The sequence below is a fragment of the Proteus sp. fly-1089 genome (genome assembly GCF_040138965.1).
Taxonomy (GTDB): Bacteria; Pseudomonadota; Gammaproteobacteria; order Enterobacterales; family Enterobacteriaceae; genus Proteus; species Proteus vulgaris_B.
Window position 1 is genome coordinate 703,438 of the sequence record NZ_JBEETS010000001.1, and the last position, 15,537, is coordinate 718,974.

Genomic DNA, 15,537 nt, shown 5'->3' on the forward strand with positions numbered 1-15,537 from the left:
TTAATCTAAATTAACGGTACTTTTTAAGACCATTACGTGCAGCTTGATGAAATTGAGCATTTAAATTAGCGGTTAAGCTTTGTGAAATTGCCGTCATTTCTGTGCCTGCTAATGCAGGTGAACCTGTACCAAAAGGCGGACGTGGATCATACTCAATAGCAAGCTCTACCAATTGAGCAAAAGGCGTACCGAGTAATTGTTCTAATACTAATAATGAGGCATCGAACGAGCCTGTTGCTGGCCCCGAAGTATAAATATTGCCATCAATAACAACATCACTTCCCTCTACAGCTATGGCTCCCATATCAGGTAACATCGGAACGACATTTGAATTACTGGTTGCTTTTTTACCTTTTAATAATCCTGCCGCACCTAAAACTAAAGAGCCGTAACATGTACCAATAACATAACGTGCTTTATTACCCATGTTAGCAAAAAATGTCAGTGTCTCTTCATCTTCAACAATTTCTGGTGGTACCATTCCTACGACTAGTACATCAAGATCTTCAGGGCATTCATCAAAAGTCATAGTGGGCATTGTTGGCCAACCAATATATCCTTCAACTAACTCTTTCTTTTTCCAGATAAAATAAATTTCAGCACTCGCAATTGTAAAGACTGATTGAGCACCGTTAATATCCATAGGCATAAAGCCTGGACAGACAAAAATACCTATTTTCAATGGCTTTAATTGCTGCTTACGCCCATCTTCAACGAGCCTGATAATAGAGGGCATATTTTTTCCATACAGCATTTCATTGTGATTCATTTTACTTTCCTATTTTGTACTAGTTAGTAAAATAATGACATTTGTTTTATACTGAGTAAATGAATTTCTTACTAACTGGTATAAAATGCAAAAAAAAGGTCGCCCTCGTCGTTATGATAGCGATGCCGCTCTTGAAAAAATAATGGCATTATTTTGGCGAAAAGGATTTACTGCAACATCTATGGATGACTTGGTCATTGAAACTCAGATGAATAAGCCAAGTCTTTATGCTGCATTTGGTAATAAAGCCGCATTGTATGAAAAAGCCATTGAACGCTTTAATCATATTGCTTCTACACGTTATCGCCATGAATTAGAAAAACAGTCACCGAAAGATAAAATTACCGTAAGAATAAAACGTTATCTGAATTCGGCTATCCATTTTTATACAGATAATGATGGATTAACTGGTTGTATGGTGCTTTCAACCGCAGTGACTGAAATAGCCGATCCTGCAATCAAGAATATGCTAAATCAGGTTATTAATGCACAAACTCAGCAAGTTGAAGATGCCTTGCAAGAAGCATTAGAAGTGGGTGAACTAAAAGAAGGAACAGATATTCACACTATTGCATTGGGGATGATCGCGTTATTACATTCCATTTCCTTAAGAGCAAGATCAGGCGCAACAATTGATGAATTGTTGCCACTCGCTGATCTCTCACTGATTATATTAGCGCCTTATTTATCAGATTATTATGATGAATAAAGAAAATAAGTAATTTGCATTCGTTATTTAAGAGAAAAAACCATTAAAAAGCAGTGAGCCACCAGCAAAAATTAACATGACATCTAATAGCCCTTGGAATAGCTTAGGTGTCAGTTTTAATACTAGCTTTTTGCCAAGGAAATTTCCCATGGTTAAGCCACAACCCACTAACATTCCACTAATTAGGATAAAGCTATTAACTGCTCCAAGTTGGCTAAAGGTTAGGGCTTTGGTGAGATAAATAATAAACGAAGCAGCCGCTTCTGTTGCTAGTAATGGCCCTAGAGTTAGCCCATATGCAGAAAATATTGGAATAGTTAATGGCCCAGTAGAAAAAACAACCCCGGTTAAATAGCCGATAACTGCACCAGCAATAATAACTTGGTAAGGTTTTATTTTAATTTGATGTTGGCGTAATAAATGAATAATTGGGATCATCAAAATAAAGAACAGTCCCATCCCGATATTGAGCCATTTTTCAGACATAACCCACAATGTATTTGCACCTAAAATAACCGCGGGAATACCAGCTAATAAATAATAAAAAAGTGGCTTAAAACATATACTATGGCGCCATAAATAAATACGAGATAAATTTCCCATTACTGAGGCAATAGCCATAATAGGCACCGCCTCTTTAGCGCCAAATACATAAGTTAATGCGGGAATAAGTAAAATAGAAGAGCCTGTTCCAACTACTCCGCTGATGATACCAGAAAGTACTGCTAATAAAATAACCGCGATAAAACTCATTATCATCCTTTAAGTTCAATAAGTTAAAGACGCTGTATCATACCTGCCTTCTTTATTTTTACCTGTGATAAAATATCACTGTACTGTGAGTTTTAATCAGAAAGACTGCTTTATTGATGATAAGTAAACTATGATGAGAAAATTATGATGAGAAACCTTCCTCCATTACCGTCATTACGTGCTTTTTTAGTTGCTTGTCATAGCCAAAGTTATACAGAAGCCGCACAAACACTATGTGTAACTCATGGTGCAATTAGCAGACATATTCAAGTTGTTGAAAAATGGTTTGGTGTTACGTTATTTCACAAACAAGGTTTACGTCGTGTACCAACTCCCTATGCATTAACATTGGCACAAGAATTAAGTGATGTTTTTGATAAGCTTAATGACATTGGTGTTCGTTATGGTAATGGTGGTAAAAACGATATTTTAAATATCAGTGTTCCTACAACATTATGTTTAAAATGGCTTATTCCAAGAATGGAGGATTTTTATCTTCAATATCCTAATGCCAACATTCAAATTGCCTCAGCAAATAGTGAGCGATTTCATTTAATCAGCCATGATGATTTAATTATTCGTCCTCAACCTCAGCAACAAGAATATTCATCTATTGTTTTTCTAAAGGATGTGCATTGTTTAGTTGCCTCTGAAAAACTACTTAAACGTTACAGTGTCACCAATTTAGAAGACATTTTTAATTGCCCTGCTATCGATACACTCACTCGCCCTGGCCATTGGCAACAATGGCTAATTGCGGCTCAGCTTAATACTCAGCGATCATTTTTGCGTCAGTATCGTTTTGATCACTTTCATATTTCACTTCAAGCAATTATCGAAGGTTTAGGAATAGGCATTGGTCCAATCTCAATTTTATCGAATGAGATAAATCGAGGGACTTTAAAAATCTTATTTCCTAACATTCAAATAGCCCCTCTTTATTACTATGCATTAACACCATTAGGTGTACAAAAAACCAAAACACACCTTGATTTTGAGCAATGGCTCACACAACAAAAAAGTTAATTTTGCTAATGAAATAAGTGTTTTTTTTTCATAAAAATGACGATTTTACTCTTATTACTTATACTTTTTAAAACTCTATCTTAAGTGTTTAATTAAAAATATTTAATATCATTCTCTTTTTTAGATTAGGTAAAAACGCTATTTGTGCTGTATTTATAATTCGCTACCTTACTCTACGCCCTATATCAAATCCATTTGTATTCAGTAAATTAAAGGCAAATTTTAAGTGTATTAACCCATGATGATTATTATATTTTTAAATAATCTGTTAAAAACACTTATTGTTTAACTTAAATTAACGTTCTATGCTGATATTTATATATAAAATTTATTAATTTATTTGCTGGCAACGAAGGACGATACGATGTCTGTAGCTGTGACAAAAAAAGCAATAGAAAAGCTAATCAATGGGTATGAGTCTGATCCTTTTGCACTTCTTGGTATGCATGAAACATCGGTAGGTTTAGAAGTTCGTGCATTTTTACCTGATGCTGTTTCAGTCAGTGTCATCGATAGAAAGAATGGCAGAAAAGTCGCGACATTAGAACGCAAACATCCTAGTGGTTTTTTCTGTGGTGCAATCTCCCGACGTAAACGTCGTTTTAGTTATTGTTTAGATGTTACTTGGGAAAATGCACAAGGGATTGTTGATGATCCTTATCAGTTCGGTATTTTACTGCAAGAAATGGATATTTGGTTTTTAGCACAAGGTCATCATTCTCGCCCTTATCAATGTTTAGGCGCTCACCCCGCTAAATTAGGTGATATTGATGGGATTACTTTTGCTGTATGGGCACCAAATGCACAAAGTGTGAGTGTGGTTGGCGATTTCTCATTTTGGGATGAAAGACGTTTTCCTATGCGATTACGTCGTGAAAGTGGAATTTGGGAGCTTTTTATTCCACAAGCCCATCTTGGTGATTGCTATAAATACGCTATTTTAGATGCCAATGGAGAACGTCGATTAAAAGCAGATCCTTATGCTTTTGAAACACAGATACGCCCTGAAACTGCATCAATTATTAATACATTACCTTCCGTTAAACCAATGCCATTGTCGCGTCAGCAAGCAAATCAACGTAATGCGCCTATCTCTATTTATGAAGTTCATTTAGGCTCATGGCGCCGACACACTGACGATCAAAGTTGGTTAAGTTATCGTGAACTAGCCGAACAGTTAATTCCCTACGTTAAAGAAATGGGCTTTACCCATATCGAACTATTGCCTATTAATGAGCACCCCTTTGATGGTTCATGGGGATATCAACCTTTAGGGTTATATTCACCAACTCGTCGCTTTGGTTCACCTATGGATTTCCGTGATTTTATCGAAGTAGCTCATCAGGCTGAAATTAGCGTTATTTTAGATTGGGTTCCCGGCCATTTCCCTGAAGATGACTACGGTTTACGTAATTTTGATGGTACATCGCTCTATGAATATGCTGATAGACGAGAAGGCTTTCATCCAGATTGGAACACCTTAATTTATAACTATGGTCGTAATGAGGTACTGAATTACCTTTCAGGCAATTTATTGTATTGGCATGAACATTTTGCACTTGATGGTTTCCGTTTCGATGCCGTTGCTTCCATGCTTTATCGTGACTATAGCCGAAAAGAAGGTGAATGGATCCCGAATAAACATGGTGGACGAGAAAACTTAGAAGCCATTGATTTTCTTCGTTATACCAATAAATTATTAGGTACAACTTGCCCTGGCACCATCACGATTGCTGAAGAATCAACTGATTTCCCCGGTGTTACCTTACCGCCAGATGATGGAGGTTTAGGTTTTAACTACAAATGGAATATGGGATGGATGCATGACACGTTGGCATATATGCAACGTGATCCTATCTATCGTAAATATCACCACAATCAAATGACCTTTGGCATGCTCTATGCCTATAACGAAAACTTTGTTCTGCCTCTTTCTCACGATGAGTTTGTGCATGGTAAAGGTTCGTTGATTGGTCGTATGGTGGGTGATGATTGGCAAAAATTTGCTAATTTACGTGCATATCTTGGCTTTATGTGGGCTTATCCGGGCAAAAAGCTACTATTTATGGGATGCGAATTTGCACAATGGCGTGAATGGGATCACGACAATAGCTTAGATTGGCATCTTCTTGAAACACCAAATAGCCCACACCAAGGTGTTCAGCACTTTGTGCGAGATTTGAATCTTTCCTATCAAGCGAATACTCCTCTTTATGAATGTGACTTTGAACGAGAAGGCTTTGAATGGCTTACCGTTGATGATCATGACAATTCTGTTTTTGTTTTTTGCCGAAAAGATACACAAGGCAACGAAATTATTGTTATCAGTAATTTTACCCCAGTAGTTCATCACAATTATCTCGTGGGTGTTAACAAAGCCGGTGCATATCAAGAAATACTCAATAGTGATTCTGAATTTTACAACGGAAGTAATGTGGGAAATCTAGGTGAAATAGAGGCAATAGCAAGTGAATTTAATGGTAAAGCCTACTCTTTGTCATTGACGCTACCGCCACTTGCAACACTGTATTTAAAATTGAAGGATTAATATGTCTTTAGATTATGGTCGCCCTTTCCCTATGGGCAGTCATTATGATGGCTATGGAGTAAATTTTACACTCTTTAGTGAAAATGCCACTAAAGTCATACTTTGCCTGTTTGATAAAGCAGGCAAAGAGATCCGCTATCCATTACCCGGCAAAACGGGAGCTATTTGGCATGGATACTTACCCGGTGCAGGGCCAGGTTTGCATTATGGCTATCGTGTAGAAGGTGAATGGAACCCAGAACAAGGATTATTCTACCAACCTCAACAGTTGTTATTAGATCCTTATGCGAGACAAGTTACAGGCATCGTGGATAACACCTTACCTTATACATCTCCTGTTTTTAATGCATTAGAACATGATGATAGCGCAATAACACCTAAAGCAGTTATCACGGATGATAGTGGTTGTTTTTGTCACTATTATAAAGAAAAAGGCACTTATCAACGCTTAAACACACCTTGGTCAGAAACTATTATTTATGAAGGACATGTCAAAGGACTAACAAAACTTCATCCAGATATACCTGAAACAATTGCAGGAACTTATGCAGCATTAGGTCACCCTGCTTTTATTTCTCATCTGAAAAAACTAGGTATTACGGCATTGGAATTATTGCCTATTCAATATCATTTAACAGAACCTCATCTTCATAAAATCGGATTAAAAAATTATTGGGGTTATAACGTATTAGCGCCTTTTGCTTTATCTACACAATATTATTCCAACACAGGTCGGAATATTATTGATGAATTTCGAGAAGCCGTAAGATGCCTGCATAAAGCCAATATTGAAGTCATTCTAGATGTGGTATTCAATCATACTGCGGAATTAAGTGACCAATATGAAGGTTATATTGTTTCTCAACGTGGTATTGATAACCAAAGCTATTATTGGCTAAACGATGAAAACAAAGCTCAAAATTGGACAGGATGTGGCAATACTCTCAATTTAAGTCGCCCTGAAACAGTGCAGTGGGTAATGGATTGCCTACGTTATTGGGTTACCGAATTTCATATTGATGGCTTCCGCTTTGATTTGGCAACCAGTCTTGGCCGCGTTCCTTATTTTGATACACAATCACCATTATTAACGGCTATTCGCCAAGATCCGCTTCTTTCACGCATTAAACTTATCGCAGAGCCATGGGATTTAGGATCAGATGGTTATCAAGTCGGTAATTTCCCAGTTCCATTTACAGAATGGAATGATGGCTACCGTGATGTTATTCGTCGTTTTTGGTTATGGCGAGATGTATCTATTGCAACATTTGCAGACAACATTACTGGCTCTGCAAAGCTATACCATAAAAACGGTCGGCCTCCCTATTCTAGTATCAATATGATAACGAGCCATGATGGCTTTACACTGCGGGATTTAGTGAGTTATCAGAATAAGCATAACGAGGAGAATGGAGAATCAAACCTAGATGGACATAACACCAATTACAGTGTGAATTTTGGTGAAGAGGGTTTGATAGTTAACGAAAAAATAGGTCAATACAGATTGCTTGCGACAAGGAATATGCTGGCAACCTTACTGCTTTCTAGAGGAACACCTCATTTACTCGCCGGTGATGAAGTGGGTAATACGCAATATGGTAATAACAACGCTTATTGTCAGGATAATAAAGTCAGTTGGATCAAATGGTTTCATCAACCTTATGACTTAACTGATTACATTCGCCACCTTATTGAATTACGTCACCAAATTACACCTTTAAGTTCTCTTAAATGGTGGGAAGAAGATAGTGAAAATGTTATTTGGCTCAATCAAGATGCTCAACCTATGAGCCATGAAGATTGGCAACAACTTCCTCCCTCACCATTACAACTTTTTTTAGCGCAACAATGGATTTTAATGATTAACCCATTAAGAAATAGCGCTGTCTTTTCTTTACCTGAAGGGTCTTGGTCTTGCTTGCTTGATACGGCTAGCTGGCCTCTTTGTCACCCAACACAATCTCAGCATTGTGAAGTACAACCTAACAGTATCACCCTTTGGCGAAATAGCGTTTTTTATACTCAGTCTTCTACTGAAAAATTACCCAATATTTCCTCCCAAGTTAAGTAATTTGATTGGAGTGCTATAACTATGATGACAACAGAACAAGGCCAAAAATTAATGTTGGCACAACAACTTCCTAAAGAGGCAATTGCACTCGTTTTAGCTGGAGGTCGTGGTACACGCTTAAAAGCATTAACAGCGAAACGTGCAAAACCGGCGGTTTTCTTTGGTGGGAAATTTCGAATTATCGACTTTACGCTATCAAACTGTCTTAACTCAGGGATCCGTCGTATTGGCGTAATAACCCAGTATCAATCGCACTCCCTCGTTCAACATATTCAACGTGGGTGGTCATTTTTTAACGAAGACATGAATGAATTTGTTGACTTATTACCGGCTCAACAACGTCGTAATACTGATCACTGGTATATGGGTACGGCTGATGCGATATATCAAAACCTTGATATTCTTCGCAGCTACAAAGCTAAATATGTGGTGATTTTAGCAGGTGATCATATTTATAAGATGAACTATGCGCGTTTATTGCTTGATCACGTAGAAAATAAATCAAAATTTACCGTTGCCTGTATTCGAGTTCCTAAAGAAGATGCATTCCAGTTTGGTATTATGGATATCGATGAAAATCGTCGAGTACTAAATTTCCTAGAAAAGCCATCAAACCCACCGTGCATTCCTGATGATCCAGATCATTCATTAGCTAGCATGGGGATTTATGTAGTTGATAGAGATTATCTATTTGATTTATTAGAAGAAGATAGTCGTGATCCTGATTCACATCATGATTTTGGCCAAGATATTATTCCTAAAATCACTGAACGTGGTGATGTGTTGGCTCACCCATTTGAACTATCTTGCGTTAGTTCTGATCCGTCTGTAGCACCTTATTGGCGTGATGTAGGAACCATTGAAGCGTATTGGTCAGCAAACCTTGATTTAGCTTCGGTGACACCAGAGCTTGATATGTATGCCAAAGATTGGCCAATTCGTACCTTTATGACCCCGCTACCCCCTGCAAAATTTGTACAAGATAATCATGGTGAACATGGGCAAATGATGAACTCTTTGATTGCAGATGGCTGTATTATCAATGGTTCAACCCTCTATTCTTCTATTTTATTCCCATTGGTTCGCGTTGAATCTTTCTGCCACATTGAAGATTCTGTCATTTTACCGGATGTTACCGTGAGTCATCACTGCTACTTAAAACGTTGTATTATTGAGCGCAGTTGTACTATCCCCGAAGGGACAGTCATTGGTATGAATGCAGAAGATGATGCGGCTCGTTTTCATCGTACTGAAGAAGGTATTGTGCTAGTGACAAGAGAAATGCTTGAACAATTAGCACATCAAAAAAAAGAAAACTCAATTGAGAAAAACGAAGAACAAAAACCTCAAAATGAGGAGGCATTTTCGTGAATGTCCTTCACTGTTGTTCTGAATTATTCCCTCTGCTAAAAACAGGGGGATTAGCTGATGTTATGGGCTCTTTGCCTTTAGCTCAGAAAAAGATAGGTTTAGATGCGCGGGTTGTTATACCCGCGTTTCCTGCTATCAAAGATAATATTCCTGATCTCAAATTAGTCACTAATATCGACACCTTTGCCGGTAATGTTTCTCTGCTTTATGGACAATACCAAGGTGTTGATATTTATCTTATTGATGCACCTCATCTTTATCAACGTACTGGTAGCCCTTATCACGATGAATATCAACATGCTTATAGTGATAATGTTTTTCGTTTTGCCTTATTAGGTTGGGTAGCAAGCGAATTATCAGCGGGGTTAGATCCTTTATGGCGAGCTGATGTTGTTCATGCCCATGATTGGCATGCTGGACTTGCTTGTGCTTATTTAGCAGTTAAACATTATTCAGCAAAATCTGTTTTTACCGTTCATAATCTGGCTTATAAAGGTGAGTTCTCACCTTATCATCTGCATCAACTTGAATTACCTGATTACAGTTTTTCAATTAATGGACTGGAATATTACGGACAAATTTCATTCTTAAAAGCGGGCTTGTTTTATGCCAATCATATTACGACGGTTAGCCCAACGTATGCCAAAGAGATAACGCGCCCTGAATTTGGTTATGGACTTGAAGGTTTATTGCGTCAACGTACGGATGAACAACGATTAAGTGGCATATTAAATGGCATAGATGAAGCGATTTGGGAGCCTGCAACGGATAACTTAATTACACGTCGCTATGATATAAACAGCCTCAATAAACGCCTAGAAAATAAAACAGCCTTACAGAAAAAATGCGGTTTACCTGTTAATAATAAAGCTCCTCTTTTTGCTGTTGTGAGCCGTTTAACATCACAAAAAGGGCTTGATTTAGTGATTGACGTATTACCTGATATTGTTGATCAAGGTGGCCAATTTGTGTTGTTAGGTACAGGTGATAGTCATCTTGAATCCGCATTTTTACATGCTCAACAACAATATCCGCAAAATGTAGCAGTTCATATTGGTTATGACGAAAGTTTTTCACACCAAGTCGTCGCGGGTGCTGATGTGATTATGGTGCCTAGTCGTTTTGAACCTTGTGGGTTAACTCAGTTATATGGTTTGAAATACGGCACACTTCCTTTAGTGAGGCACACCGGTGGATTAGCTGATACGGTGAATGATTGTTCATTAGAAAATCTAGCCCATCATAAAGCTACAGGTTTTGTTTTCCATGAAGCAACACCTGATGATTTGCGTCTTGCTATCAATCGAGCCTTTACTTTATGGGGTATGCCAAAACAATGGCAACAAGTTCAAACAGATGCCATGAACCAAACTATTTTTAGTTGGGAAACAGCGGCTAAGACATATGCAGCGCTGTATCACCGTTTATAGACATGATGTCTATTTGACCTGTGGATCACCAAAAGAGATTTATAATGAAAAAGTTATGTGAATTTGATTATTTATCACCAGATAAGGATGTTGAATCGTTAAAGCGTTCTATTGTTTATAAACTGATGTTTATTGTTGGTACTTCCCCTAAATACGCCACACCAACAGATTGGTTAAATGCAACTTCCTACGCTATACGAGACCGTTTAGTTGAACGTTGGCTGAAATCAACCAAAGCGGAACTTTCACCGAAAGTAAAACAGGTTTATTACATTTCGATGGAATTTCTTATGGGGCGTTTTTTAACGAACGCAATGCTCTCTTTAGGGGTTTATAACGAAGTTAAAGAAGCATTAAAAGAATTAGGACTTGATCTTGAAAAGCAAATCGAACTTGAGCCAGATCCGGGTTTAGGTAACGGCGGTTTAGGTCGTTTAGCCGCGTGTTTTCTTGATTCTTGTGCCACATTAGGTTATCCAGTGACAGGCTATGGTATTCGCTATGAATATGGTATGTTCCGCCAGCAAATTCAAAATGGCGAACAACATGAAGTTGCGGATAACTGGCTTGAAAAAGGTAATCCTTGGGAATTCCCGCGCCATGATGTGCAATTTGAAGTGGATTTTGGCGGGCGTTTACAACAAGAAGGTGATAAAAGCTATTGGGTTGATACCTTAAATGTGCTGGCACAACCTTATGACTCTATTGTTCCTGGTTATAACACACAAGCAACAGATACCATTAGGTTATGGTCTGCTAAAGCAAATGGTGCGTTTAATTTAGGTAAATTCAATAAAGGTGAATACCTAGAGGCTACAGAAGCCAAAGATCGCTCTGAAAATATCTCTCGTATTCTTTACCCTGATGACTCAACCACATCAGGTAAGATGTTACGTTTACAGCAAGAATATTTTTTAGTCAGCGCCTCTATTCAAGATATTTTGCAACGTCATTATCATCTTCATCAACGCTTTGATAATTTAAAAGATTTTATTGCCATACACCTTAACGATACTCACCCTGTTCTTGCCATCCCTGAATTAATGCGTCAACTTATTGATAAACATGGGTTCAGTTGGGATGAAGCATGGGAACAAACAATCTATATATTCTCATACACCAATCATACGTTAATGGGGGAAGCATTAGAAACATGGCCTGTTGATATGATAGGACGCTCACTTCCTCGCCATTTACAAATTATTTTCCAAATCAATGATAAATTCTTAAAGCAAGTTAGAGAACAATATCCTAATGATAACGACTTATTACGTCGCGTTTCTATTATTGATGAAGAAAATGGTCGCAATGTCCGTATGGCTTGGCTTGCGGTAATTATTAGCCAGCAAGTTAATGGGGTTTCTGAACTCCATAGCCAATTAATGGTGCAATCCTTATTTGCCGATTTTGCGATGATCTATCCCAAGAAATTCTGCAATATTACCAATGGTATTACACCACGTCGCTGGCTGGCATTAGCTAACCCTTCTCTTTCTCAAGTGATTGATAAGCAGATTGGTACTAATTGGCGAACTAATTTAGAGCAATTAGGTGAATTAATGCCACTGGTGAAAGACAAAGATTTCTTACACCAATTAAAAGACTCAAAGCGACTGAATAAACAAAATTTAGCTAACATTATTCAGCAAGACTTGAATATCACAATTAATCCTGATGCGTTATTTGATGTTCAAATTAAACGTATTCATGAATACAAACGTCAACTTCTCAATGTGTTAGGGATTATCACTCGCTATAATCGCATTTTACAGGATCCAGAAAAAAACTGGGTTCCTCGTGTGTTTATTTTTGGTGGTAAAGCGGCCTCCGCTTATTATAATGCTAAGAAAATTATCAATCTTATCAACGATATTGCAGTGAAGATTAATAATGATGAGCGCATTAATGATAAATTGAAAGTGATCTTTATTCCTAATTATGGCGTGAGCTTAGCGCAACATATTATTCCTGCTGCGGATTTATCTGAGCAAATATCTTTAGCCGGTACAGAAGCTTCTGGTACAGGTAATATGAAATTTGCGTTAAATGGTGCACTAACTATCGGAACTCTGGATGGTGCTAATATTGAAATTGGTGAGCATGTTGGTTTTGAAAATATGTTTATCTTTGGTCATAACGCACAAGAAGTCGCTGAGTTAAGACAGCGTTATTCTCCACGTCGCTATTACGATGAAGATGTTGAGCTACATACAGCGCTCAATCAAATCGCTAATGGCTTCTTTAATCCAACTTACCCTGATAGATATAAATCAATTTTCGATAGCTTAATTGAGTTTGGCGATCATTATCAGGTATTAGCCGATTATCGTAGCTATGTTGATACTCAAGATAGTGTTGATATTCTCTATCAAGATGAAGACGCGTGGTTGAAAAAATCCGCATTAAATATCTGCCAAATGGGTTATTTTTCTGCGGATCGCGCGGTAACTGAATATATGCAAAGAATTTGGAAAGCTTCTGCGATTACATTGTAAAAACTAAGCTAATTTTCTAAGGACAGAACGTAACCGCGCTTTATTGCGCGGTTTTTGCTTTTATTTAAGGCTTAATAAAGTTAGATTTTAATACGGTAGGCACAGCGTCTTGCGCCTTCTAAGATATATTCAACACGTTGTAGTTCTACTCCTAGTGTTTCAGAAAATAGCTCTTTTTCTGTATTACAAAAACCTTGGCAAACTTTAGCTGCTGCACATATTGGGCAATGATCTTCAATAAATAGGTATTCGTTATCTTTTACTTGCTCCCAATGTGCCATATAGCCTTCTTGACTACGCAAAGAGGCTAAAATATCTAAGCGTTCCGTTAGTTCATCGGCTTCTTTTATTGCTTGAGTATAGCGTTCATAACTCTGCTTTTTTCGTGCAAGAATAATTTTCTCAATTGCATCTTCACCCAATTCTTCACGAATAGTCATCAAAATTTGTGCTGTTAATTCAGCATGAGTATCTGGAAATTGTTTTTGTCCTAATTCTGTTAAGTGCCAATATTGAATAGGTCGTCCAACCCCTCTTGGCTCAGTTATTGCTTCAACCAATCCTGCGCTGGCAAGCTTGACAAATTGTTGCCTTGCCGCTTCGCTACTTGTACCAAGACGTTGGCCAACATCATTTGCTTGCATTGGCCCATGTTTTTTAATTAAAAATAGAATTTTATCGCCAACACTACGTTGCGCAGGATAATTATATTCCAAGTTTTTTCTTGACATATTAGACGTCTCAGTATTTATTAATCCAAGTTTTACCTTGGTAATTTAACGAAGCTATGTCGTAATAGCAATAAAAGAAGGATATTTTTTCTAATGATCCCAGATAACAATAGCCAATGGCGTGATCTTTTCTCAGGGAGAAATGGGGCAATTTCATTTGCACTTTCTTTTGGTGTCGTGATCCACGCAATTAATATTTTAATGGCGACCACGATTTTACCCTCAGTTGTAACCGATATTGGCGGAATGGGATTATATGCATGGAACACCACGCTATTTGTTGCCGCCTCTATTATTGGTTCAGTATTATCTGCACGCTTATTAAGTTTATTAGGTGCCAAAGGTGCTTATCTGATAGCAACGGTGCTTTTTTTATTGGTAGTTTATTGTGTGCAATTGCACCTAAAATGGAAGTCATGCTAATTGGCCGATTTATTCAAGGCCTTGGTGGAGGGCTTTTATTTGCACTTTCTTACGCCATGGTAAATATCGTTTATGATCAAGCATTATGGCCAAGAGCAATGGCTTTAATTTCAGGAATGTGGGGTGTTGCTACATTAATTGGCCCTGCTATTGGTGGAATTTTTGCTCAATTAGATGCTTGGCGTTATGCCTTTGGAATTATGTTACCTATCATGCTTTTTTATGGTATTTATCTGTGGCTTATCTTACCAAAAAATGACAATAACGCTTCAAAATCATCATCACAAAGCCTGCCTTATCTTCAGCTAATAATTTTAACAGCTGCCGTTCTGCTTATTTCATCTGGTAGCCTTTCTTCTTCACTCATCATCAACTTACTCAGTATTGTGGTGGTATTTGGTTTAATTGGCATGCTTATTTTTTGTGAGAAACGCCTTTCTGTTCGGTTATTACCGTCAAATACCTTTAAAGGTCTTTCTTTACATGCACTTTTATATCTGACTATTTCGTTATTAGCCATTGGCATGACATGTGAGATCTTTGTCCCTTATTATCTACAAAGCTTACATATGCAAACACCTTTAGCTTCAGGTTATATGAGTGCATTAATGGCATTAGGCTGGACAGTTGCTGAAGTGATTAGCGCAAGTTGGCAAGGTGCTAAAATGCGTTTTAGTATTTTAAGTGGCCCTATTATCGTTTTTATTGGCTTGCTTGTGTTGGCTTTTGTTATTCCAAACCCACTACTGCAATCAGAAAATGCGGTTAGTCTTTCTATTATATTATTCGCTTTGTTCTTAGTGGGATATGGCATTGGTTTTGGTTGGCCACACCTATTAACACGTATATTGCAAGCCGCATCAGAACAAGATAAAGATATTGCAGGTGCCTCTATTACAACCGTACAATTATTTGCAACCGCACTAGGCTCTGCATTTGCAGGTATGATAGTTAACTTAAATGGCTTTAATAGTGGTACCCCTGAAGGGCTCTCTTCTTCTGCATCTGCCCTATTCTTATTTTTAGCATTCGCACCATTAATAGCGATTTATACAGCGTGGAGAATAACACGTTGTTCTTATTAAACCTTATTTTTAAGGTCATATAAGATACAAAAGAGGTGATATTTTTTCACCTCTTTTTTATTAAAGCTATCGGTTTTATTTATGAAAGAACTTATTTTTTATTCTGTCAAAATTCCTTTTAATGAC

Annotated in this window: 10 protein-coding genes and 1 pseudogene; 8 read left to right on the forward strand and 3 right to left on the reverse strand. The window is 37.6% G+C overall.

The genetic code is table 11. The annotated features are described in order from the left end of the window. Positions 1-10: 10 nt before the first annotated feature. Complete coding sequence (locus tag ABN080_RS03300; RefSeq protein WP_349440349.1) at positions 11-769, reverse strand: DJ-1/PfpI family protein; 759 nt, start codon at positions 767-769, stop codon at positions 11-13. An 85-nt stretch (positions 770-854) separates the two neighbouring features. On the opposite strand from ABN080_RS03300, the gene ABN080_RS03305 reads away from it, so the two are divergent. Beyond that, a complete protein-coding gene (locus ABN080_RS03305) occupies positions 855-1,478 on the forward strand; it encodes a TetR family transcriptional regulator (protein WP_196553012.1) in 624 nt (207 codons plus the stop codon). A gap of 27 nt (positions 1,479-1,505) precedes the next feature. On the opposite strand, the gene ABN080_RS03310 is transcribed toward ABN080_RS03305, so the two are convergent. After that, positions 1,506-2,231: a sulfite exporter TauE/SafE family protein gene (locus ABN080_RS03310; protein WP_349440350.1), complete on the reverse strand. Its 726-nt coding sequence runs from the start codon at positions 2,229-2,231 to the stop codon at positions 1,506-1,508. Positions 2,232-2,375: 144 nt separating this feature from the next. Here ABN080_RS03310 and ABN080_RS03315 point away from each other — a divergent pair, with 144 nt between their 5' ends. From ABN080_RS03315 to glgP, 6 genes are all read left to right on the forward strand, one after another. After that, the gene (locus ABN080_RS03315; protein ID WP_349440351.1) at positions 2,376-3,257 is read left to right on the forward strand and encodes a LysR substrate-binding domain-containing protein; all 882 of its coding nucleotides are present in this window, start codon (positions 2,376-2,378) and stop codon (positions 3,255-3,257) included. A gap of 364 nt (positions 3,258-3,621) precedes the next feature. Beyond that, entirely contained in the window at positions 3,622-5,805 is a 2,184-nt protein-coding gene (gene glgB, locus ABN080_RS03320; RefSeq protein ID WP_349440352.1) for a 1,4-alpha-glucan branching protein GlgB, read from the forward strand. Position 5,806: 1 nt separating this feature from the next. Beyond that, positions 5,807-7,876, forward strand: a complete 2,070-nt coding sequence (gene glgX / locus ABN080_RS03325) for a glycogen debranching protein GlgX (RefSeq protein WP_197269184.1) — start codon at positions 5,807-5,809, stop codon at positions 7,874-7,876. A 21-nt stretch (positions 7,877-7,897) separates the two neighbouring features. After that, positions 7,898-9,247 carry a glucose-1-phosphate adenylyltransferase gene (glgC, locus tag ABN080_RS03330; RefSeq protein WP_072068116.1) on the forward strand — a complete coding sequence of 450 codons (1,350 nt, stop codon included), beginning with the start codon at positions 7,898-7,900 and terminating at the stop codon, positions 9,245-9,247. Continuing rightward, positions 9,244-10,677, forward strand: a complete 1,434-nt coding sequence (glgA, locus tag ABN080_RS03335; protein ID WP_349440353.1) for a glycogen synthase GlgA — start codon at positions 9,244-9,246, stop codon at positions 10,675-10,677. Before glgC ends, glgA begins: the two co-directional genes overlap by 4 nt. A 44-nt stretch (positions 10,678-10,721) precedes the next feature. After that, entirely contained in the window at positions 10,722-13,172 is a 2,451-nt protein-coding gene (gene glgP, locus ABN080_RS03340) for a glycogen/starch/alpha-glucan family phosphorylase (RefSeq protein ID WP_349440354.1), read from the forward strand. A gap of 80 nt (positions 13,173-13,252) precedes the next feature. Here glgP and ABN080_RS03345 read toward each other — a convergent pair whose 3' ends face one another. Beyond that, positions 13,253-13,903, reverse strand: coding sequence for a helix-turn-helix transcriptional regulator (locus ABN080_RS03345; RefSeq protein ID WP_196553006.1), 651 nt, complete (start codon positions 13,901-13,903; stop codon positions 13,253-13,255). 93 nt (positions 13,904-13,996) lie between these two features. Here ABN080_RS03345 and ABN080_RS03350 point away from each other — a divergent pair. Continuing rightward, positions 13,997-15,411 (forward strand): annotated as a pseudogene (locus ABN080_RS03350) (MFS transporter). Positions 15,412-15,537: the final 126 nt, after the last annotated feature.

Excerpts from the sequence above, each read along its gene's own strand:
- ABN080_RS03300 (WP_349440349.1), bottom strand. The coding sequence starts at position 769 with ATGAATCACAATGAAATGCTGTATGGAAAAAATATGCCCTCTATTATC.
- glgB (WP_349440352.1), top strand. The coding sequence starts at position 3,622 with ATGTCTGTAGCTGTGACAAAAAAAGCAATAGAAAAGCTAATCAATGGG.
- glgC (WP_072068116.1), top strand. The coding sequence starts at position 7,898 with ATGATGACAACAGAACAAGGCCAAAAATTAATGTTGGCACAACAACTT.
- ABN080_RS03310 (WP_349440350.1), bottom strand. The coding sequence starts at position 2,231 with ATGAGTTTTATCGCGGTTATTTTATTAGCAGTACTTTCTGGTATCATC.
- ABN080_RS03345 (WP_196553006.1), bottom strand. The coding sequence starts at position 13,903 with ATGTCAAGAAAAAACTTGGAATATAATTATCCTGCGCAACGTAGTGTT.
- ABN080_RS03305 (WP_196553012.1), top strand. The coding sequence starts at position 855 with ATGCAAAAAAAAGGTCGCCCTCGTCGTTATGATAGCGATGCCGCTCTT.
- glgX (WP_197269184.1), top strand. The coding sequence starts at position 5,807 with ATGTCTTTAGATTATGGTCGCCCTTTCCCTATGGGCAGTCATTATGAT.
- ABN080_RS03315 (WP_349440351.1), top strand. The coding sequence starts at position 2,376 with ATGATGAGAAACCTTCCTCCATTACCGTCATTACGTGCTTTTTTAGTT.
- glgP (WP_349440354.1), top strand. The coding sequence starts at position 10,722 with ATGAAAAAGTTATGTGAATTTGATTATTTATCACCAGATAAGGATGTT.